This is a genomic window from Vibrio sp. 10N.286.49.C3 (assembly GCF_041469545.1).
In the GTDB taxonomy this organism is placed as follows: domain Bacteria; phylum Pseudomonadota; class Gammaproteobacteria; order Enterobacterales; family Vibrionaceae; genus Vibrio; species Vibrio tasmaniensis_A.
In genome coordinates, this window is record NZ_JBFRKT010000029.1 from 16,118 (window position 1) to 38,353 (window position 22,236).

Below are 22,236 nucleotides of genomic sequence, written 5' to 3' on the forward strand. Positions count from 1 at the left end.
AATGGGGCGTCGGTTGGCTCAACCCGTTTGGCTAAAGTGGAAGGCCGCAGTTTTTGACTGCGGTTTTTTTCATGTTCAACTCAGGTAACTCTCGATTGAAGATGTAATCGAATAGCTAGGCTTCACGGATATGAGCGGTGACAGCAACGATGGCATGGTCAGTACTGAATTGGTCGTGTTCAAAGCTGGGATTGATGAGGTGATGGTCGAGCACTGTGTAGCAAGAGATTTCCATCATGCTTGATGAGTTCTGACAGTCAAATTCGTTCGACATTAAAATGTAATCCAGAACAGAACCAGAGGCACCGTAATAGTGGGTTGGTTTGCGTTGTTCAAGTAAGTCTTGTTCATGCAATTGATGATAAATATCCCAGCTGTCTTTTAAGCGGAAGTGGGAAAGCCAATGCTTGCTGTTTTCGTCTCGGTTGATTGCGTAACTCAACAGCCCTTTAAACTCATCGTGGAATAATGGTTTATTAAAGTCACCCATCAACACGACTGGCTGATTGGTTTGGTAGCGATGATTGGTGATGTATTGATGCAGCATCTGAGCTTCAAGGCCGCGTTGAACACTCGATAACCAAGAGCCAAGTTGTTCTTGGTGGAAGCGAGTGAGCGTGTCACTTTGTGGTTTTGCGCCTTGCTGAGAGTTATCCATATCGACAGATTCAATTTTTGGCTCCGTCGGACGCTGTGATTTGAAATGCACAACATAACAGTCGGTTGAACCTAAATGAGGCAACGTAATCGTGGCATGAACAGGTGTTCGGTTGAATGAGAAGTTGTCACTAAGGTTGAACGCTTTCAGTAACTTCGAATCTGGCGTAACAGGCTGCACGTTTTCAATCGGGTAACGGGAAGCGATACCAACGACAGGTGAGGTATATAAGTAGTCATCCTCAACGTGTGCGCTATCGACCACAGCAAAGTATGGATAACCTAGCTTGTTCATCAATTGCTCTAAAGACTTCGGGCTAAATATCTCTTGAAAGCCAATCACATCACAATCTAATGAACGAATCGCTTCAGCCATCCAATGTTGCTTCTTCTGCCATTCTTCGAAGCTGTAGATGTTCTCAAAATCATAATACGCATTCGGCGGTTCGAGATAGTTCAGCAGGTTGAACGTTGCAAATGTTATGTGGTTTGGTTTGTTCAAAGTGTCATTCCATTTAGACCTAAGCAGCAAGGATACTCCAGTAAAGTATAGTTTGTTGATTATTTAGAACCTAAATTTCACTTTCAAAGCGAATCAAAGGGAATCTAAACCGTGGAGGCTTATGTCATTCTCGCTAGAGCAATCTCCTTCCCCCGTTCTTTCCAGCGCCACCAAGCTAATTAAAGGAATCAAAGCAATCAGCGCCAACTGCATCCAATAACTTCGAGCGGTGACGAGTTAATTGTAAATAAACCGTCAGAGATGAAGTGCTGATGGTTTTATTAGTTATTACATGATGTTAGATTTGAACCTATACTTGTTTTAACGGCATGCATTCAAAGCCGATTAATCAACTTGAATATAGAATTCATGACATTTGAAGGGAGAGTCAAATGGGAACAGATTTCCGAAGCAAAGCCTTGCAGCGCACTCAGTTTTTCAGGTCTAATTTGAAGTCATGTGCAGTCATGCTGCCGCTTATTGCTCTATATCCCTCCGTCACACACGCTTCTGATACCGAATCAACTCCTACTGTCACCGTTATTGAAACCACACAATTGGTTGGTTTTGGTGAAGCAAAATATCCAGCCGATTTCACTCACTTCGATTACGTTAACCCTGATGCGCCAAAAGTAGGCAAAGTGACTTATGGCAGCATAGGTACCTACGATAGCTTTAATCGATTCGGTTCCCGCGGCGTTGCTGCCAGCTATACGGGGGAGATTTACGATACCTTGATGTTTTCTCCGAGCGACGAGATCGATGCGTATTATCCATTGATCGCCTCAAAGGTTCGCTACGCCAGTGATTTCACTTGGATGGAAATCAACATCAACCCAAATGCTAAATTCCAAGATGGTAAACCAATCACGGCTCACGATGTTGCCTTCACCTTTGACAAGTTTTCGAAAGAAGGTGTGCCTCAGTATCGCGTGTATTACAAAGAGATTGAATCAGTAACGGCTGTCTCTGATTTGGTCGTTCGAATTGAGATGAACAAGCCAAACCGCGAGAAGCTGTTTAGCTTTGCGCAAAGCACTCGTGTGTTGCCGAAGCATTTCTGGAAAGACAGAAAGCTGTCTGAACCTCTAAGTGAGCCACCAGTAGGCAGTGGTCCCTATAAGATCATTAGCTATAAATCTGGGCAAAGTGTGACCTACGGCCTAGATGAAAACTACTGGGCAGCAGACCTACCAGTCAACGTTGGCCGTAATAACTTCAAGCAAGTGCAATACGATTACTACCGTGACGACACGGTAATGTTGGAAGCTTTTAAAGCAGGGGAGTTCGATCTTCGAACCGAGAACTCGGCTAAGTTCTGGGCCAACTCTTACACAGGCGCGAACTTCGATAAAGGCTACATCATTAAAGAAGAGATCAACCATGAGAAGCCTGAAACGACTCAAGGTTTTGTCTTCAATATTCAATCTCCTGTGTTCTCAGATCCTAAAGTTCGAGAAGCGTTAACCTATGCGATGGACTTTGAGTGGATGAACAAGAACATGTTCTATGGTCAGTACAAACGTACTCGTAGTTATTTCCAGAACACCGACTATGAAGCGAAAGGCTTACCAAGCGCAGCTGAAGTTGAATTGCTGTCTCAGTACAAAGATCAGATTCCAGCGCGAGTGTTTACCAAAGAATTCCAACCTTCAGTCACCGATGGCAGCGGCCGTATTCGTAGCCAAATGCGTACCGCTTTCAAACTGCTGAAAGAAGCGGGTTGGGTATTGAAAGACAAAGTGATGACCAACGAAAAGACCGGCAAGCCGATGTCATTTGAGTTGCTGATTTACAGCCCAACCACGGAACGTATCGCAACGCCGGTTCAAAAGAACCTTAAGCGCATGGGTATTGAGATGAAGATCCGTACCATCGATACGACTCAGTACATCAAGCGCTTGCGTGATCGTGATTTCGACATGGTGTCGTCGTCATTTTCCGCAAACCCTTACCCTAGCCCGAACTTAATGATCGTTTGGAACTCTAACTACATTGATTCTACTTACAATACTGCAGGTGTTATCGATCCAGTGGTTGACGCGTTAACAGAAGAAATTGCGCGTAACCAACAACATCCTGAAAAGCTTCTTACTCTCGGTCGTTCACTGGACCGAGTATTGCAGTGGAATTTCTACAACATCCCGCAATGGCACGTTGGTGAATATCGCGTAGCAATGTGGGACAAGTTTGAGCGTCCAGATGTATTGCCTAAATACGATTTAGGTATCGATACATGGTGGATTTCAGAAGAGAAGGCGGCATTGCTTCCTGAAAAACGTCGCTAGGAGTTAGTTAGCATGGCCGCGTATATATTTCGACGTTTATTGTTGGTGATCCCCACGCTGTGGGCGATCATCACCATCAACTTTTTCATCATCCAGATTGCCCCTGGAGGTCCGGTAGAACAAGCCGTTGCTCAATTAGAAGGGCATAACTCTGGCATCATGGAGCGCTTTTCTGGTGGTGGACAAGAAGTTGATTTAAGCGAAAGTGACCAAGCGTCTGCGAGTGGCTATAAAGGCTCACGTGGGCTTGATCCTGAAGTGGTTGAAGAGATCAAAAAGCAGTTTGGTTTTGATAAGCCGATTCATGTTCGCTACTTCGACATGTTGAAAAATTACGCGACCTTTAACTTCGGTGAAAGCCTGTTTAAGGGCGGCAACGTTATTGATCTCATCATCGAGCGGCTGCCTGTTTCCATCTCCTTGGGGTTATGGAGTACGTTAATCATCTATGTGATCTCGATACCCTTGGGCATCATGAAGGCGATACATCACGGATCTCGGTTTGATATTTGGTCGAGTGCGGTGGTGATTGTTGGCTATGCCGTACCGGGCTTCTTGTTTGCGATTATCCTGATTATTTTGTTCGCGAGTGGTAACTACTTCAGTTGGTTCCCATTGCGTGGGCTCGTGTCGAGTAACTTCGACCAACTCAACTGGTATCAGCAAATTGGCGACTATTTCTGGCACTTAGCTTTGCCTATTTTTGCGATGGTCATCGGTGGCTTTGCAACACTCAGCATGCTGACCAAAAACTCCTTCCTTGATGAAATTAATAAGCAATATGTGGTGACCGCGCGAGCGAAAGGCTTGGACGAGAGCAGTATTCTCTACAAGCACGTTTTCCGTAATGCCATGTTGATTATTATTGCGGGTTTCCCAAGCGCATTTATTAGTATTTTCTTTACGGGATCTATGTTGATTGAAGTGATGTTTTCACTCGAAGGCATAGGCCTGCTCGGCTTTGAATCGACCATTCAACGAGATTACCCAGTGGTGTTCAGTTCTCTCTATATCATGACCTTGCTTGGCTTGGTGCTGAGCATTATCTCCGATCTGACTTATACCTGGGTTGATCCTCGAATTGATTTTGAAGCGCGTTAATGGCGAACGAATAAAAAGGTATTGATAATAAATGTTTAACAACCCTTTAGCTGAAGCTCGTTGGTTACGTTTTAAAGCAAACAAGCGTGGTTTTATCTCCCTTTGGATATTTACCATCTTGTTTGGATTGAGCCTGTTCGCGGAAATCATTGCCAACGATAAGCCACTCTTGGTTTCTTATGATAATCAGTGGTTTGTGCCGGTTATCAATGAGTATTCCGAAACCGAATTTGGCGGCGAGTTTGAAACCGAAACGGATTATAAAGACCCTTATGTTATCGAACTCATTGAAGACAGCGGTTACATCGTGTGGCCCATCATTCCGTTTAGCTACGACACAATAAACTTCGATATTTCGGGCGCGGTGCCATCGGAGCCAGATTCAGTGAACTGGCTAGGAACCGATGATAAAGGGCGAGATGTGTTAGCTCGCATCATTTATGGGTTCCGTATCTCCGTTCTCTTTGGCTTCATTCTGACGATTGTATCGAGCGTGATTGGTGTGGTTGTCGGGGCGACACAAGGTTACTACGGTGGCTGGGTTGATCTGTTTGGTCAGCGCTTCATTGAAGTCTGGTCAGGGATGCCGACTCTGTTCTTACTGATTATTCTATCGAGTTTTATCGAGCCGAACTTCTGGTGGTTGCTCGGAATAATGGTGCTCTTCAGTTGGATGAGTTTGGTTGGGATTGTACGAGCTGAATTCCTACGCTGTCGAAACTTTGATTACGTAAGAGCCGCGCAAGCCATGGGTGTTGACGACAAACGTATTATGCTTCGTCACATGCTACCCAACGCGATGGTGGCGTCGTTAACCATGATGCCGTTTATTCTTTCTGGATCAGTCACCACATTAACGTCGTTAGATTTCTTAGGTTTTGGTCTTCCTGCGGGTTCGCCCTCATTAGGTGAGCTATTGGCGCAAGGTAAAGCTAACTTGCAAGCGCCTTGGCTTGGTATTTCTGCTTTCGTTGTGCTTTCACTGATGCTTACGTTACTGGTCTTCGTTGGTGAAGCGGTACGTGATGCCTTCGACCCACATCAACAGAAGTAAGGATAAGTTATGACTTCAAATACAGCTCCTACTTCAGGGTCAACAGCGGAGGCTTCTAATGCACCTCCAGTTCTGACCATTGATAAATTGTCTGTCGGTTTCGGGCGTAAAGGTTCGATAGAACAAGTGACGCAAGACGTCTCTTTAGAAATATACAAAGGTGAGACACTCGCGCTGGTGGGCGAGAGTGGCTCCGGTAAATCGGTTACAGCTAACTCGATTCTAAAACTTTTGCCTAAAGGTTCGTCGCACTACTTAAACGGTAAGATTAACTTCTCTGGCACCGATATCCTGAGTTGCTCTGAAAGACAGCTGCGCGGGATTCGTGGTGGTCGCATCGGCATGATCTTCCAAGAGCCTATGGTTTCGCTTAATCCGCTTCATCGAGTCGGTAAGCAGCTGGTTGAAACTCTTTCTATTCACCGAGGAATGCGAACCAATAAAGCGCAAGCCTTGGCGATAGAGTGGCTATCCAAGGTGGGCATCCGTTATCCAGAACAAAAGATTTCAGCCTATCCGCACGAGTTATCTGGTGGAGAGCGCCAACGTGTGATGATCGCAATGGCGCTGATCAACGAACCTGAGCTACTTATCGCTGATGAGCCGACAACCGCATTGGATGTATCGGTACAAGCGCAGATTTTGGATTTGTTGAAAGACCTGCAACAAGAATTGGGTATGGCGATGCTTTTCATTACTCATGACTTAAGTATCGTTCGTAAGATTGCCGACAGAGTAGCGGTAATGAAAGATGGTCGCTTGGTTGAAAGTAACGACTGTCATACCCTGTTTAATGCGCCTGCTCACCCTTATACGCAAAAGCTTATCAACTCTGACCCTAAAGGCTTGCCCGTTCCTGTGTCACCCGAAAGCAAACCGCTACTCGATGTAAATCAACTTCGTGTTTGGTTCCCGATCACGGGCGGTTTATTCAAGCGAACCATTTCTCATGTCAAAGCCGTAACCGACATGGAGTTCACTTTGAAGAAAGGGCACTCAATCGGTTTAGTTGGCGAAAGTGGTTCTGGTAAATCGACGACTGGTATGGCGATACTTAAGCTGGTGGATAGTGAAGGGTCAATTACCTACGCTGACGAACAAATTCAAGGCTTAAACCGTCAACAGATGCTACCGTTTCGAAGCCGTATGCAAGTGGTCTTTCAAGACCCGTTTTCTGCGCTAAATCCGAGAATGTCGGTCGCGCAAGTGATTGGCGAAGGCTTGTTAGTACATCAACAATTGGACGACACTGAACTCGACCAACGCATCTGTGACGTAATGAAAGAGGTCGACTTAGACCCAGAAACTCGTCACCGTTACCCAAATGAATTTTCTGGCGGACAAAGGCAGCGTATTGCGATTGCTCGTGCTCTGATATTAAAGCCAGAGTTTATCTTGTTAGACGAACCCACATCGTCACTCGACAGAACGGTTCAAGCGCAGGTGCTGGATCTGTTGAAATCACTTCAAGAAAAGTATGGTCTGACTTATCTATTTATCAGCCATGACCTGAATGTTGTGAAATCCTTGTGTCATTACACTATCGTCATGAAAGCTGGCGAGGTGATAGAGAAGGGCGACACTGAGACTTTGTTTGGTAATCCGCAGCATGAATATACCAAGCAGCTTGTCAGCCTTTCGAATGTTGGTGGTGCGCTATAAAGTGGGTGCGTAACGAGAACAAAAGAGTGCTCGGTGAATTCAACATGGTCATTTACTTGTTTTAAGATTACACTGCGCCCAATATTTCAGAAGTACATATTTAGGTAGAGGTCACCATGGACCAAGAACATTACGAAGACGCTGATTACGAAGGCCAAGAGCTGGGCGAAGAAGGCGAAGAGATTGAAATTGAAGCAATTGGTATTGATGTTTCATCACAGCCAATCGAGCTCTACAAAGTGTTTAAAATTGCTAACCTAGTGAGTGGTGGCGGCGAAGCTAAGCACATCATCTCTGAAGGCTACGTAGCGGTAAATGGTGAGCTAGAAACCCGTAAGCGTCGTAAAATGTACGATGGCGACTTCTTTGAATTCAACCAAGAATACTATGTAGTGGTGTGTGATCAGCCAGTACAAGAAGAATTAGAAAAGCCGAAAAAGAAAGAAGCGCCTAAAAAAGAGAACAAGGCGAAGAAAGGTCAGTCTAAAAAGGATTCTGAGAAGAAGGAATCTAAGAAAAGCAAAGCAGAAATGCTAAGCGCAACGGCTGAACCAAAGAAAGAGAAAAAAGAGAAGAAAGAAAAAAAGCCGAAAAAGAAAGCGGATACGCCAAAGCCAACACGTGACGATAAAAGCGGTCGTAACTCGATTGAATTCTTCTAAGTTATAACTCTAACCTGCTGTTCTAAAACTATTCTTTCAAAACGCACGCAACGTTAGACCTAGGTTTTTCGTTAGGCAGATATCAAAAGGCTCACTATTTAGTGAGCCTTTTTTGTTGGTGAAATTTAGCTTCTGGTTTAATTTCCTTTTTGATCAGCCACAAACTCGACAAACTTATCCCGGAGTGGGTTTTCACTATCTCCATTCCAGATCAACCCGACAGGCCAAGTCGCGTGTTCGCCTTCTAACGCAATGAATTCCACATCGGTGTTACTAATGAACTGCGCACTGCTAGGTACAATGGTGAAACCGATATTGGCCGATACTAACGCCAGCAGGGTAAGAATATCGTCGGCTTCTTGTGTTTTTGATAGGTCGATTTTATTGGCAAGACAATATTGTTGGATCTGTCTGTCTAATCCGGGACCTCGGTGTTGGGCTAGCTTTAGATAAGGCCATTCCGATAACTCAGAGAGAACTTGAGCTTTGCCTTGCGCTTGTTTGAGAAGATCTTTGTGTATCGCTATTACAAGGGAATCATTGAATAGGGTTAGATTTTCTAAATCGGAAGAGTCGGGTATTCGATTGAAGCTGATATCGAGTTCATGGCTCAATAACTCGTCTGTCTGCTGCTTAGAAGGTGTGTCATTTAAGGTGACATGAACCTCAGGATATTGCTGTTTATACGCCGCAATCAGCTTGGGCGCTTCATGATAAGTGGACACGCCAAAGCCTATGTTCAAATGTCCCTGAGTTCCGTTCACCACAGAGCCTGAAAGCTGCTCAAACGCCTGCATTGAATGAACTAAACGTTGGGCTTCTGCCAGTAATGTTTTACCCGCATGCGTCAGTTCTGCGCCATGTCTACCACGAGAAAACAGAGACGCCCCAATGTTGGATTCAAGTCGTTGAATTTTTTTAGTAAGAGCTGACTGAGTGATGTAGAGCTGCTCTGATGCCAAGCGATAATTGCCAGATTTAGCTAACTGACAAAATGCCTTAAGTAAATCAAATTCCATTCCAAATGCTCATTGAACTAAGAATATCTTTCATTATATGGAATTGAATCGATTTTTTATACTGAGTTCATACCAAATCAGATTAAGCGAAATCGAGGACGAATCATGAAGAAAGACATCAAAGTAGCGTCGGTTCAATTCAATCACCATGCGGGTGACAAGGCGTATAACCTATCTGTGATAGAGCAATATGTTCGACAAGCGGCGGAGAGTGGCGTGGACATCATCAGTTTCCCAGAGATGTGCATCACTGGCTACTGGCATGTGTCTGCTTTGTCGCGAGACGAGATAGAAGCACTAGCGGAACCTGTGCCGAACGGTGAATCCACTCAACAGTTGATTGCACTGGCAACACAGTTTGGAATCAGTGTTGGCGCAGGCTTGATAGAGCAGGGTGTGGATGGCGAGTTATACAACACTTATGTGTTCGTGATGCCAAATGGAGAGGTACAAAAGCACCGCAAACTGCACACCTTTGTGAGCCCACATATGAGTAGCGGCGACCAATACACGGTGTTCGATACGCCGCATGGATGCAAAGTTGGTATCTTGATTTGTTGGGATAACAACTTGGTTGAGAACGTTCGAATCACCGCGCTGAAAGGCGCCGATATCTTGATTGCGCCGCACCAAACGGGCGGTTGTCAGTCACGTAGCCCCAATGCGATGAAGCGAATTGACCCAGATTTATGGTTTAACCGAGATGAAAACCCAGAGGCGATTCGTGCTGAAATGCAGGGTAAAAATGGGCGCGAATGGCTAATGCGTTGGTTGCCTGCAAGAGCACACGATAACGGTATGTTTGTGGTGTTCAGCAATGGTGTCGGTGTTGATATGGATGAAGTGAGAACAGGCAATGCGATGATCTTAAGCCCTTATGGGGAAATCATCACCGAGACGGACAGCGTTGATGACGATATGGTGATTGCGAATTTGAAAGCGCAAGAGTTGGAGATGTGTACCGGCAGACGTTGGATTCGTGGTCGTAAGCCTGAGCTGTACCATTCACTGACGCAGCCTCTTGGTCATGAGCTTGACCCGCACCAAGCGCGCTTTGCAGATAAGTAATGTTGTAAGTTCGGGAGAAAAAGGATGTATTAGTAGCGGTTAAAAGGGTGGGGAAGTTGAAAGAGAAGTGAGGGCTCCTGATGTAGTCTACCCACTTAAATCATGTTTAAGTGGGTAGACTATTTACACATCAAGCACTAAGCCATAAGCCATAAGCACTAAGCATCTAAGTTCTATTCTCAGTGTCTTGTGTGAGAAGAGGTTAGCTCTGATGCACGCAACTGAGCAACGGCTTTCGCTAATTCTAGCTGAGCTTGTGCAAAGTTAATGTCTATGTTGCCCTTATTGATATTTTCTAGAGCGGCATATTTCGCTTCTTCTGCGCGAGCGCGGTCAATATCTTGGCCGTGCAAGGCAGTATCGGCTAACACCGTTACCACATCCGGCTGAACTTCCAGCATTCCGCCAGACACATAAAGCACTTGCCCCTCTGATTTAGGGTCTGTGACAAACACGGTTACGCCCGGTTTGATCTTACTGAGAAGCGGAGAGTGACCGGGGCGGATCCCCAGCTCACCGTCAGCGCCAGAAACGGCTAGGGCATACGCTGGACCTGAAAACAGCGTACCTTCCGCACTTACAATATTAAGTTGAAATGTATTATCTGTAATTCCGATAGCCATGGTGCACCTGCCTCTTAGAGTGATTTTGCTTTGTTAAGCACTTCGTCGATAGAACCACAGTACAAGAATGCCTGCTCTGGGATATCGTCATATTCGCCGCCTAACAGGCCTTTAAAGCCTCTTAGTGTTTCGCTTAGCGGTACAAATACACCTTTCTGACCGGTAAACACTTCGGCTACGTGATAAGGCTGAGTTAAGAAACGTTCAATCTTACGAGCGCGAGATACCGTCTGTTTATCTTCAGTTGAAAGCTCATCCATACCAAGAATCGCGATGATGTCTTTTAGCTCTTTGTAGCGTTGCAGCGTTGTTTGGACTTTTTGTGCAATGTCGTAGTGCTCTTGACCAACCACAAGCGGGTCCAATTGGCGAGATGTTGAATCCAATGGGTCGATTGCAGGGTAGAGGCCCAATGCCGCGATATTACGAGACAGTACAACGGTCGCATCTAAGTGAGCAAAGGTTGTTGCTGGTGATGGATCGGTCAAGTCATCCGCAGGCACGTATACCGCTTGGATAGACGTGATAGAGCCTTGTCTAGTCGAGGTGATACGCTCTTGAAGCACACCCATCTCTTCAGCGAGTGTTGGTTGGTAACCTACTGCTGAAGGCATACGACCTAACAGTGCTGACACCTCAGTCCCGGCAAGCGTGTAACGGTAGATGTTATCAATGAACAACAGTACGTCACGACCTTCATCACGGAAGCGCTCAGCCATAGTCAGGCCTGTAAGTGCAACACGTAGACGGTTTCCCGGTGGCTCGTTCATTTGGCCATAAACCATGGCTACTTTGTCTAGTACACCGGCTTCTTTCATCTCGTAGTAGAAGTCGTTACCCTCACGAGTACGTTCACCAACACCGGTAAATACAGAGAGACCTGAGTGGGCTTTGGCGATGTTGTTGATGAGCTCCATCATGTTGACGGTTTTACCTACGCCAGCACCACCGAACAGACCGATTTTACCGCCCTTTGCGAAAGGACAAATAAGGTCAATAACCTTAACGCCGGTCTCAAGAAGTTCAGTGCTGTTTGCTTGTTCTTCATAAGAGGGTGCTTCACGGTGAATTTCGTAGCTTTCTTTTTGACCGATTTCACCACATTCATCGATAGGCTGGCCAAGAACGTTCATGATACGGCCTAAGGTTTCTTCGCCCACAGGAACGGTGATTGGAGAACCGGTGTTTTCAACAGTTAGGCCGCGGCGCAAGCCATCTGACGTACCCATTGCAATACAACGAACGATGCTGCCACCCAGTTGTTGCTGAACTTCCAATACGAGAGAGCTTGCTTCCTCGCTAGTCACTTTCAATGCATCATAAACGCGTGGGCTGTTGCCGCCGCTGAACTCGACGTCTACCACCGCGCCGATAACTTTAACTATTTTTCCAACACTCATCTCTAAATCCTCAAATTCTATTCTTAACCCACTCTTTCCTGCCCTTAGACAGCTTGAGCTCCTGAGACTATTTCACTCAGTTCTTGGGTAATGGCAGCCTGTCGCGCTTTGTTGTATACCAACTGCAAATCATCGATGAGTTGGCCTGCGTTATCGGTCGCCGCTTTCATGGCCACCATTCGGGCTGCTTGCTCACAGGCAATGCTCTCTACGATGCCTTGATACACTTGCGATTCAATGTATCGATGTAACAGCTCAGAGAGGATGTCTCTTGGTGCTTGTTCATAGATGTAGTCCCAACGACGAGCTTTTTTCGCGCCTCCATCGGCCTCAGAATCTGAAGGGTGGGGCAGCAACTGCAAGGTCGTTGGTTCTTGAACCATGGTGTTGATGAACTGGTTATAAACGAGATACAAGCTGTCGATTTTTTCGTCGTCGTAATGCCCTAGCATCGCGTTAACCGTACCTAAAATGTCTTCTAATTTAGGCGCGTCACCAAGGCCTGACGTTTGCGCGATAACATTGCCGCTGCGTTGGAAGAACGAGATAGCCTTAGATCCCACTAAGGTTGTTTCTACCTCGACTCCCTTGGTGCGCCATTGCTCCATTTCTTCTAACACTTTCTTGAACAAATTCGAGTTCAAGCCACCACATAAGCCTCGATCGGACGAAATAATGATGTAAGCAACGCGTTTTGGTTCACGCTGTTGAAGGTAGGGGTGCTGGTATTCCAGCGACCCTGATGCGACATGAGAGATAACTTTGCGCATGTTCTCCGCATATGGACGTGTTAGCGTCATATTGTCTTGAACCTTACGCATCTTACTTGCCGCAACCATCTCCATTGCACTGGTGATTTTCTGAGTGTTACTAACACTGCCTATCTTGGTGCGAATTTCTTTAGTATTTGCCATTATCTGCTCCTAATTTGCTTTGATTTCCAGCCAACAAACCGGAGCGTTTACCAAGCTTTCAACGCTACAAAGTCACCGAGAAGCTTTGCAAGAGCGCCATCAATTTCATCGTTGTAGTCACCATTAGCGTTGATGGTGTCGAACAACTCTGGGTTTTGACCTTTTGCGTAAGCAATTAACTCTTCTTCAAAACGCGCAACTTTGTGCAACTCTACATCAGCCAAATAGCCTTTTTCTGCTGCGTAGATAACCGTTGCTTGCTCAGCGACAGACATAGGCGAGTATTGCTTTTGCTTCATCAGTTCGGTTACACGCTCACCATGATCAAGCTGCTTGCGCGTCATGTCGTCTAGGTCAGAAGAGAACTGAGCAAATGCGGCTAACTCACGGTATTGAGCTAACGATGTACGAATACCACCAGATAGTTTCTTGATGATCTTGCACTGTGCTGCACCACCCACACGAGATACCGAGATACCTGGGTCAACAGCAGGACGTAGACCTGAGTTGAATAGTTGGGTTTGTAGGAAAACCTGACCATCAGTAATTGAGATTACGTTGGTTGGTACAAACGCCGATACGTCACCCGCTTGAGTTTCAATGATCGGAAGCGCGGTTAATGAACCTGTTTGGCCTTTCACTTCACCGTTTGTGAACTTCTCAACGTATTCCGCATTTACTCTTGCCGCACGTTCTAGTAAGCGTGAGTGGAGGTAGAATACGTCGCCAGGGAAGGCTTCACGACCCGGTGGGCGTTTAAGTAGCAATGAGATTTGACGGTAAGCGACGGCTTGTTTTGATAGGTCATCATAGATGATCAGTGCATCTTCACCACGGTCACGGAAGTATTCGCCCATGGTGCAACCCGCATAAGGTGCGAGGTATTGAAGCGCGGCTGATTCTGATGCTGATGCGACAACAACGATGGTATTTTTAAGCGCATCGTGGTCTTCGAGTTTACGAACAACGTTTGCGATAGTAGATGCTTTCTGGCCAATAGCCACGTACACACATTTGATACCAGAATCTTTCTGATTGATGATCGCATCGATAGCTAACGCTGTTTTACCCGTCTGACGGTCACCGATGATCAGTTCACGTTGACCACGACCGATAGGCACCATGGTATCAACGGCTTTATAACCGGTTTGAATTGGCTGATCGACGGACTTACGCTCGATTACGCCGGGTGCAATTACTTCTACAGGGTCGAGCCGGTCACAACTCACTGGGCCTTTGCCATCGATTGGCTCACCTAGTGTGTTCACTACACGGCCAAGAAGTCCGTTACCTACTGGTACTTCCAAGATACGACCTGTCCCTTTGACTTTCATACCTTCAGAGAGGTCAGTGTAGGGACCCATAACCACGGCACCGACTGAGTGCGTGTCAAGGTTAAGAGCAAGAGCGTATTTGCCACCTGGAAGCTCGATCATCTCACCCTGCATGACATCCGCAAGGCCGTTAATGGTAATGATGCCGTCACGAACCGAGACTATAGTGCCTTCGTTGCGAGCTTCGGTGCTCACATTAAATTTCGAGATGCGATCTTTGATTAGATCGCTGATTTCATTTGAATTTAATTGCATAATTGTTACCTATCTCGCGTGAAGTTGATGGGCTAATCGGTTAATTGATGTGTTCAAAGAACCATCGATGACGGTTTCGCCCGCCTTGATGACGATCCCGCCAACCAGCGAGCCATCAATAACCTGTTCCATTTCAACCTGACGTTCTAATTTCTTCTCAAGTGCAGCAGTGAGTGATGTAACTTGATCTTGTGTAAGCAATTCTGAACTGGTGACAGTGACAGGGATTACACGTTCATGTTCGTCCTTTAGGTCGCTGAACAAGTTAAACAAGTCTCTGATCACTGCAAGACGGCCATTCTCAGCCAAGACTTTAATGAGATTAATGACGTGGTCATCAACGAGTCCTTGGCAAACGTGAATGATGAGATTGACCAGTTCTTCAGATTGCTGTGTATGAACACCTTCTGCTGATGAAATCTGTTTAGCGATCGTTTCTTCTTCCGCTACCGTCACAAGAATGGACAGCATTGAGTGCCACTCTTGTAACTTGTTTTCACCTAAAGCAAAGTCGAACGATGCTTTAGCGTAGGGATGAGCAATATTGGTGTAATCTGACATATTGCCTCCGTTTAGAGTTCGCTTATCATTTGATCAACTAACGCTCGGTTCGTTTCAGAATCTAGGTTTTTGCTGATCAATTTCTGTGCACTTTGAATAACAGCGTCTGCCATATCCGCCTGAAGTTCACGGCGTAACTTTTGACGTTCGCCTTCTAGCTCAGCTCTACCTTGCTCTAAGATGCGCGCTTTTTCTTGCTCACCTTCTTGGTGAGCTAAGGTGATGATTTCGTTGCGGCGTTTTTTGCCTTGCTCAATCAGTTCGGTCACATTTTTTTTCGCATCTGCGACGAGTTGTGCGCCATTTGATTTTGCTAGTTCTAGCTCTTTCGCTGCATTCTCTGAGTGGCGTAAACCATCAGCGATTTCTTTTTGGCGCTCGTCTAACATCGCGGTGAGAGGGGGCCATACATATTTCATGCATAGCCAAACAAAAATCACGAATGAGATTGCTTGACCAAACATGCTGGCATTTAAATTCATACCTTCCTCACTAAATCTTGATTATTTACAAATCGATCTTTTCAAAGCTTTTCATTAAGCAACGGCAAAGATGATGTATAGACCGATACCAACACCGATCATCGGTACAGCATCTACAAGGCCCATCATGATGAAGAATTGAGTACGAAGCATTGGAGTAAGGTCTGGTTGACGAGCAACACCTTCAAGGTATTTACCTGCTAAGTTACCAATACCAGATGCTGCACCCGCTGCACCTAAACCGATCAGTAATGCACCTGCTACATATAAAACTGCGCTTACGATATCCATTTGTATCTCCGATAAATAATTTGTTAGTTAATTTTTAGTTATTAATTAATGGTGTTCTTCTGTTGCCATTGCTAAATAAACAACGGTCAGTACCATAAATATAAATGCTTGCAAGAATACGATTAATATGTGGAATAAGGCCCATGGAACACTGAGTGCCCATTGCATCCACCAAGGCATTAGTGCGATAAGGATGAATATCATCTCGCCTGCATACATATTTCCGAATAATCGTAAGCCTAGTGATATTGGCTTTGAAATTAATGTTATTAATTCAAGAACGAAGTTAACAGGATATAAAAGAGGGTTATCAAATGGCTGAGTAGTGAGCTCTTTGATAAAGCCTTTCAAACCTTTATTTTTTAACGTATAAGTTAACAGTAGAATAAACACACCGAGTGCCATCGACATTGGGATATTTACATCCGCTGTCGGTAGATCTCTAAAGTGTTCTAAACCCATTACACGAGTTAACCCTGGTATTAAATCAATTGGTAATAGGTCGACTGCATTCATTAACAACACCCAAACAAAAGTGGTTAATGCCAGTGGCCCTATTAATTTATCCTCCGCTTGAAAAATCTCTTTGACTAGGTTGTTAACGAAATCAAAGATAAGCTCGATAAAACATTGAAAACGACCTGGAACACCGCTAGTGCCCTTGGTCACTACATATCGAAAAGCTCCAATAAACAGTAAACCCGTGATCCAAGATACCAACATTGAGTCAATGTTGAACGCCCAGAAACCATCACCTGTAGTTAAGAAGGTTAAGTGATGCTCTATGTATTCGTGAGCGGTAGTGACTTGATCCATACTACACGTACTCCGATCTTGTAGAGGCAGTAATAAATGGTGTTAAGAAGTACCCAATCATTGTGAAAATGTACGCGTATAATATTACTGGGTTATCCAATTTAAAAAACTGGAATGCCAAGATAAACATTAAGAACGTATAGGTTATTTTCACGACACGACTCATTTGCATTAAGTCACGTAAACTATAATTAGGATTCTTGTGCACCTTTAGGCTTGCATATATAAAACCAAACAGCGGTGGTAACATCGCGATTACGACACCCAAAGCTGAAGACTCCATATCTACTTTATTACCAAAAAACACTTCATATAAAACTACACCGACGGCTAATACTATTTGGCAGAGAATAACTCTTTTAGCAGCAACAAGGATGTCGCTACTTATCCCATTAAGCCTCATAATAAAACCCTATATTTAACAGTGTAAGTCAATATAAAACACAGTTTGAATATGTTTTTGTTACTAGCACTTACTTGTTAATAGCAATTTGACTTGTTAATAAACCTTTACTTGTTAACAAAGAAATAATCTTTCTGGCTTTATATCTCCTGACGAAATTAAACGATAAAAACTAATTCGCTATCGTTTCGACAAAATATAAACTACGCCTAAAATTATGTGATCAAAACGACAAAAAGCGACATCAATAATTCCATTTTTGAAATGAATGTTTTTCATTTATGAAAGTAATAGTTGAATAACTTTATTCATGAAAATTTTAAATGCTTTATTTTTAGTGAAAAGGAGCGTTTTTGTGCAAAAAATTTAGATACCAATTGGGCAAGTTACGATCTTATCAATTACGTATATTCAAACACTTAGCGTCATTTATAAGTTGATTGTTGAGTGTGATTCTACAAGTGGATAAAGCAAGTTTAGTTAGCGATGAAAGCCTTCGTGCATTGAGTTATTTATCTATACAGCGTTCTCTATCTGGAAGTGATTATTTTTCAAAATAGTTTGTCACGACTTCATTCTTAACGTCTTTCTGGCGATTCGAAACGGACAAATAGGCCTTTAAGATGAATATGACGGAAGAAATTCAGCTCCTCACATGGATGTAAGGAGCTGAAGATAGGGCAAAAATCTGAAGGTTAGGGCACTAAGCCCAAGATAGAAAGGCCAAAGTCTGGAGATTCGAGCTGGAATTTCTTGATGTGTTGCTCTAACAACCGCTTTTTAAGCAAACAAACTCAATCATGCCCCTCTATTAGTCCTCATAACTTAAATATTGAATACATAAGTCATGAAAAGCCTGCGCTTGTGGCGAGATCGTACGATCAGACAATCTGAAAATACCGATTTGACGCTGTAAAGGTGGGTCAATCAACGGAATCCACACCAAGCGGGTTTCATTGGTCGGGAAAGCCAACTTAGGTAGCGTGGTCACGCCTATCCCGAGTTCTAACACCGAAAACAACGAAGTGATGTTCTCTACTGAATACAGAGCCTGTTCGCTGAGCATTCGTGCAGGTGTTGGGTCAAGTAGGGTACAAGTCCCGTTGCGAATGAAGGGTTGTTTTAACAAAGTTTGCCATTCTATTCCCTCTCGTTGAGAGGCGATAGGGTTGTCTTTGAGGCAGACCACACCAATAGGATCGGAAAGTAAAGGCGTGAAGTCGATGCTCTCTTCTTCTAAATGGGAGCTATTTCCGAGGGCAACGTCTACCTCTCCAGACAGTAATCTTGCTTCTACACCCGCCGCATTATCATCAATTAAGCTTACCTCAACATTCGGGTACTGTTCACAAAAAGCCCCTAAAACACTAGGGATTAATTTTGCCGCTACTGATGGGACACTTGCTATTCGAACTCTTCCTTGTTGTCCTGCCGCGGCTGCGCGTAGGTCATTGTCTAATGCTTTGTAAACATTCAGGAATTGAATGATTTTTGGCAGGCATATTTCCCCGAAAGGTGTCAGGGTTGATTTGTTGCCTGTTTCAAACAGTGGCTGACCAAGTATTTTTTCTAGCTCTTTTATCGACGTAGAAAGTGCCGCTTGTGAGCGATTTGCGCGGTGAGATGCTGCTCGAAATCCGCCTTCTTCGACCACTAAAACAAAATGTTTTAACTGTTGTAGCTTAATACTCATGGCACTGATCCTTCTCTAGCCCTTGCTATACCTTACTTTTCGCAAGGTGATAGATTTTATTTATCAATTGCACAAAATTTACCGTTAGATTTATCAGTCGTCAAGGTGCAGTATTTAACCATCTTGAAACATAGTTGTTACAAAGTTGGATGGAATCGTGAACGCACAAACTAAAAAACACCCAGTAAAAACCGAGCTTTTCGCTTCAAAAGCACCACTAGAGTGGGCAATCGTTAATAACGGCACTCTATACACAGCGCAGATTCCAATTGATGAAACTGGCGCAGTAGTAGAAGGCGGTATCGAAGCGCAAACGCGTCAGACTTTTAACAACCTTGTTCATACATTGGAGTGTGCAGGCGAATCTATGGATTCAGTGCTGCAAGTTCTGATTTACGTGACAGACCGTGAATATCTAAAAACGGTAAACAGCGTATACGGAGAATACTTCAATGCACCTTATCCAAACCGTGCTGCGGTCGTCGTTGCAGGGTTAGCAAGAGAAGAAATGTTGGTTGAGTTCGTGGTTTACGCATCAGCCTCTCAACCTGAATAAAGATACTGTGAACTGAGGCAATTTGCGGATTAAAGTTATTTGTTTGTAAAGAAATTAGTCTGTAAAGATCTTTATTGATACAAGCGTCTTGGTTCAGTTTTAGATACAAGATTTAAACGTTATTTCTTATATAAATTAACGTTTTATTCATTAATCAGATGGTTGCCAGGCTCAAACGCAACCTAACCGTTACAAGGACAGAATGATGACTCAATTACAGAATGTTCAAGCAGAAAACGCACTTTACATTGGCGGCGAATGGCAAGCGGGTGTAAGTACCGTTGCGAACATTAACCCATCAGATATTTCTGAAAACATCGGTAACTTCGCACAAGCAAGTGCTGACCAAGTTCAACAGGCGATTTCAGCGGCGAAGCACGCTCAACCAGAGTGGGAAAAAACGCCTATTGAACGTAAGCAAGCAGTACTTCAAGCAATCGGTGATGAGCTGATTGCACGTTGTGATGAGCTAGGTACGTTGCTTTCTCGTGAAGAAGGTAAGCCTTTTGCTGAAGGTCGTGGCGAAATTTACCGTGCAGGCCAGTTCTTCCAGTACTTTGCGGCTGAAGTGCTTCGTCAAATTGGCGACAACGCAGAATCAGTACGCCCAGGCGTTTCTGTAGAAGTGACTCGTGAAGCGGTGGGTGTTATCGGCATCATCTCTCCTTGGAACTTCCCGACCGCGACTGCTGCTTGGAAAATCGCTCCAGCGCTTGCTTTCGGTAACAGCGTTATCTGGAAACCAGCAAACCTAACACCAGCAAGTGCGGTTGCGCTAACTGAGATTATCCACCGTCAAGGCATGCCAGCAGGCACGTTTAACCTTGTTCTAGGTAGTGGTTCAAAAGTAGGTGATGCACTGATCAACTCTAAAGAAGTGAATGGTGTGAGCTTTACCGGTTCTGTTGATACAGGTCGTAAGGTTGCGGCGGCTACAGCGCCAAACTTCGTTCGTTGCCAACTAGAAATGGGCAGTAAGAACGCACTTGTGGTTGCTGATGATGCGGATATCCAAACAGCTGTTGATGCGACTATCGCAGGTTCGTTCTCTGGCGCGGGTCAAAAATGTACAGCATCTTCTCGTCTAGTGGTTATGGATGGCATTCACGACCAATACGTTGAAGCACTGATCAAACGTATGAGCGAGCTTAAAGTGGGTCACGCACTAGAAGACGGTGTGTTCATGGGCCCTGTTGTTGACGGTAACCAACTTGAAGCAAACCTAGGTTGGGTTGAGAAAGCACGTCAAAGCGGCGGTGAGCTAGCATTTGGTGGTGAACGCTTAAGCATGAAACATGAAGGCTTCTACATGTCTCCAACGCTGTTCTTGAATACTAAGAACGATTGGGAAGTGAACCAAGAAGAAGTGTTTGCACCAATGGCAAGCGTGATTCGTGTAGCTGACCTAGAAGAAGCTATCGCGACAACAAACGATACTCGCTTTGGTCTAACGGGCGGCATCATTACTCAAAGCCTACGTACTAGCGCAATGTTCAAGCAACAAGCGCAAACAGGTTGTGTGATGGTGAACCTACCAACAGCAGGCACCGATTACCACGTACCGTTTGGTGGTCGTAAAGAGTCTAGCTTCGGTCCTCGTGAGCAAGGTCAGTACGCGAAAGAGTTCTACACAGTAGTGAAGACAGCTTACCAGCGTCCTTACTAATCAACTTCTATATAAGAATTGGATAGCTGAAGATATTAAGTCTCTAGCTATCCAGCTATCGAATTGGCCTGATTCACCGAGTCAGGCCAACATCCCAACCAAAGCAGCAAACGAATTAGACAAGTGATTTAACCCATTTTTGAAAACATGTTATTTGAGCGTGTTTTCAAAACCGAGCTAGAACACTGAGCTTTCAATAGGAGTGGTTATGTACCAGCAACGGATTGTTATAGATGGATTGCAATACTGCAATTGGAACAGAGAATATTTCCAAACACTAAAGGCGAGCGGCATTACAGCAGTTCACGCTACCGCGGTTTACCACGAGACAGCTCGTGAAACCTTATCTCGCTTTGCAGAATGGAACTTAAGATTCGAGCAGAACGCAGACATTATCATGCCGATTCATTCAATGGCTGATGTGGAAACTGCAAAAGCGACAGGCAAAGTCGGCATTTTTCTAGGTGCTCAAAACTGTTCTCCAATCGACGATGAGATTGGTCTTATCGAAGTAATGCGTCAGCAAGGTCTTTTGATCATGCAACTGACGTACAACAACCAGAGTTTATTGGCGACGGGTTGCTACGAGAAGAACGACACAGGTATTACTCGCTTTGGTAAGCAAGCGATCGAAGAGATGAACCGAGTTGGCATGATCATCGATATGTCACACAGCGCTGAACGCTCAACACTTGAAGCGATTGACCTGTCTTCTCGTCCTATTTGTATCAGCCACGCGAACCCAACGTTTGCTCATGATGCACTACGAAACAAATCAAATGATGTGATTAAAGCCCTAACCGCACGCGGTGGCTTAATCGGATTCAGCTTATACCCATTCCACCTACCAAATGGCAGCCAATGTACGTTGGAAGATTTCTGCCAAATGGTTGCGACTACCGCTGACATGGTTGGCGTTGAACACCTAGGTATTGGTAGTGACCTATGCTTAAACCAACCTCAAGCCGTTCTTGAATGGATGAGAAATGGTCGTTGGTCTAAAGCAATGGACTACGGTGAAGGCTCTGCGAACAACTCAGGTTGGCCAGATGCGTTGCCTTGGTTCTGTGGTAGTGCGGGTATGGAAAATATTTATAACGGATTGATGCGTCATGGTTTCAGCGAGTCTGAAGCTGGGCAAGTCTTGGGAGAAAACTGGTTTAACTTCTTGAAAGATGGCCTAGAGCCTCAAAGTAAGGGTTAAGTGCTTTCTCACTAGTAATCATCGA

General features: G+C 44.7%; 21 protein-coding genes. 9 read left to right on the plus strand and 12 right to left on the minus strand.

All coding sequences use genetic code 11. The features are described 5' to 3' along the window. Nucleotides 1-115: 115 nt before the first annotated feature. Nucleotides 116-1,159: an endonuclease/exonuclease/phosphatase family protein gene (locus AB4180_RS13395; RefSeq protein ID WP_102249212.1), complete on the minus strand. Its 1,044-nt coding sequence runs from the start codon at nucleotides 1,157-1,159 to the stop codon at nucleotides 116-118. Between the two features lie 392 nt (nucleotides 1,160-1,551). On the opposite strand from AB4180_RS13395, the gene AB4180_RS13400 reads away from it, so the two are divergent. From AB4180_RS13400 to AB4180_RS13420, 5 genes are all read left to right on the plus strand, one after another. Further along, nucleotides 1,552-3,447: an extracellular solute-binding protein gene (locus AB4180_RS13400; protein ID WP_017099339.1), complete on the plus strand. Its 1,896-nt coding sequence runs from the start codon at nucleotides 1,552-1,554 to the stop codon at nucleotides 3,445-3,447. A 12-nt stretch (nucleotides 3,448-3,459) separates the two neighbouring features. Then, a complete protein-coding gene (locus AB4180_RS13405; protein ID WP_004730359.1) occupies nucleotides 3,460-4,548 on the plus strand; it encodes a microcin C ABC transporter permease YejB in 1,089 nt (362 codons plus the stop codon). Between the two features lie 31 nt (nucleotides 4,549-4,579). Next, complete coding sequence (locus AB4180_RS13410; RefSeq protein ID WP_102249213.1) at nucleotides 4,580-5,602, plus strand: ABC transporter permease; 1,023 nt, start codon at nucleotides 4,580-4,582, stop codon at nucleotides 5,600-5,602. Between the two features lie 9 nt (nucleotides 5,603-5,611). Further along, the gene (gene yejF, locus AB4180_RS13415; protein WP_017102575.1) at nucleotides 5,612-7,264 is read left to right on the plus strand and encodes a microcin C ABC transporter ATP-binding protein YejF; all 1,653 of its coding nucleotides are present in this window, start codon (nucleotides 5,612-5,614) and stop codon (nucleotides 7,262-7,264) included. Between the two features lie 116 nt (nucleotides 7,265-7,380). Then, complete coding sequence (locus AB4180_RS13420) at nucleotides 7,381-7,926, plus strand: RNA-binding S4 domain-containing protein (protein WP_017102576.1); 546 nt, start codon at nucleotides 7,381-7,383, stop codon at nucleotides 7,924-7,926. A gap of 137 nt (nucleotides 7,927-8,063) precedes the next feature. Here the strand turns inward: AB4180_RS13420 and AB4180_RS13425 are convergent, their stop codons facing one another. Continuing rightward, complete coding sequence (locus tag AB4180_RS13425; RefSeq protein WP_017102577.1) at nucleotides 8,064-8,945, minus strand: LysR family transcriptional regulator; 882 nt, start codon at nucleotides 8,943-8,945, stop codon at nucleotides 8,064-8,066. 105 nt (nucleotides 8,946-9,050) lie between these two features. Between AB4180_RS13425 and AB4180_RS13430 the strand changes: the two genes are divergently transcribed. Continuing rightward, nucleotides 9,051-10,013, plus strand: coding sequence for a nitrilase family protein (locus AB4180_RS13430; RefSeq protein ID WP_017102578.1), 963 nt, complete (start codon nucleotides 9,051-9,053; stop codon nucleotides 10,011-10,013). Nucleotides 10,014-10,192: 179 nt separating this feature from the next. On the opposite strand, the gene AB4180_RS13435 is transcribed toward AB4180_RS13430, so the two are convergent. From AB4180_RS13435 to AB4180_RS13480, 10 genes are all read right to left on the minus strand, one after another. Next, on the minus strand, nucleotides 10,193-10,636 hold the full coding sequence (locus AB4180_RS13435) for a F0F1 ATP synthase subunit epsilon (RefSeq protein WP_017102579.1): 444 nt from the start codon (nucleotides 10,634-10,636) through the stop codon (nucleotides 10,193-10,195). Between the two features lie 14 nt (nucleotides 10,637-10,650). Beyond that, nucleotides 10,651-12,036, minus strand: coding sequence for a F0F1 ATP synthase subunit beta (gene atpD, locus AB4180_RS13440; protein WP_004730394.1), 1,386 nt, complete (start codon nucleotides 12,034-12,036; stop codon nucleotides 10,651-10,653). Between the two features lie 44 nt (nucleotides 12,037-12,080). After that, nucleotides 12,081-12,950 carry a F0F1 ATP synthase subunit gamma gene (atpG, locus tag AB4180_RS13445; RefSeq protein ID WP_009844931.1) on the minus strand — a complete coding sequence of 290 codons (870 nt, stop codon included), beginning with the start codon at nucleotides 12,948-12,950 and terminating at the stop codon, nucleotides 12,081-12,083. A gap of 47 nt (nucleotides 12,951-12,997) precedes the next feature. After that, a complete protein-coding gene (gene atpA / locus AB4180_RS13450; protein ID WP_012600780.1) occupies nucleotides 12,998-14,539 on the minus strand; it encodes a F0F1 ATP synthase subunit alpha in 1,542 nt (513 codons plus the stop codon). A gap of 9 nt (nucleotides 14,540-14,548) precedes the next feature. Further along, on the minus strand, nucleotides 14,549-15,100 hold the full coding sequence (locus AB4180_RS13455) for a F0F1 ATP synthase subunit delta (protein ID WP_102249214.1): 552 nt from the start codon (nucleotides 15,098-15,100) through the stop codon (nucleotides 14,549-14,551). An 11-nt stretch (nucleotides 15,101-15,111) separates the two neighbouring features. Beyond that, nucleotides 15,112-15,582 (minus strand): F0F1 ATP synthase subunit B, encoded by a 471-nt coding sequence (locus AB4180_RS13460; protein WP_004730401.1) that lies wholly within the window; start codon nucleotides 15,580-15,582, stop codon nucleotides 15,112-15,114. 54 nt (nucleotides 15,583-15,636) lie between these two features. Continuing rightward, nucleotides 15,637-15,873 (minus strand): F0F1 ATP synthase subunit C, encoded by a 237-nt coding sequence (gene atpE, locus AB4180_RS13465; RefSeq protein ID WP_004730405.1) that lies wholly within the window; start codon nucleotides 15,871-15,873, stop codon nucleotides 15,637-15,639. Nucleotides 15,874-15,918: 45 nt separating this feature from the next. After that, nucleotides 15,919-16,689 carry a F0F1 ATP synthase subunit A gene (atpB, locus tag AB4180_RS13470; protein ID WP_017102582.1) on the minus strand — a complete coding sequence of 257 codons (771 nt, stop codon included), beginning with the start codon at nucleotides 16,687-16,689 and terminating at the stop codon, nucleotides 15,919-15,921. A 1-nt stretch (nucleotide 16,690) separates the two neighbouring features. Then, nucleotides 16,691-17,092, minus strand: coding sequence for a hypothetical protein (locus AB4180_RS13475; protein WP_017098977.1), 402 nt, complete (start codon nucleotides 17,090-17,092; stop codon nucleotides 16,691-16,693). 811 nt (nucleotides 17,093-17,903) lie between these two features. Next, complete coding sequence (locus tag AB4180_RS13480) at nucleotides 17,904-18,785, minus strand: LysR family transcriptional regulator (protein WP_017099346.1); 882 nt, start codon at nucleotides 18,783-18,785, stop codon at nucleotides 17,904-17,906. Nucleotides 18,786-18,942: 157 nt separating this feature from the next. On the opposite strand from AB4180_RS13480, the gene AB4180_RS13485 reads away from it, so the two are divergent. The 3 genes from AB4180_RS13485 (at nucleotide 18,943) to AB4180_RS13495 (ending at nucleotide 22,211) form a co-directional block, all read left to right on the plus strand. After that, nucleotides 18,943-19,341: a RidA family protein gene (locus tag AB4180_RS13485; RefSeq protein ID WP_004730412.1), complete on the plus strand. Its 399-nt coding sequence runs from the start codon at nucleotides 18,943-18,945 to the stop codon at nucleotides 19,339-19,341. Between the two features lie 205 nt (nucleotides 19,342-19,546). After that, nucleotides 19,547-21,007 (plus strand): aldehyde dehydrogenase family protein, encoded by a 1,461-nt coding sequence (locus AB4180_RS13490; protein ID WP_004730413.1) that lies wholly within the window; start codon nucleotides 19,547-19,549, stop codon nucleotides 21,005-21,007. A 208-nt stretch (nucleotides 21,008-21,215) separates the two neighbouring features. Beyond that, nucleotides 21,216-22,211 (plus strand): membrane dipeptidase, encoded by a 996-nt coding sequence (locus AB4180_RS13495; protein WP_029222845.1) that lies wholly within the window; start codon nucleotides 21,216-21,218, stop codon nucleotides 22,209-22,211. The last annotated feature ends 25 nt before the right edge of the window (nucleotides 22,212-22,236 follow it).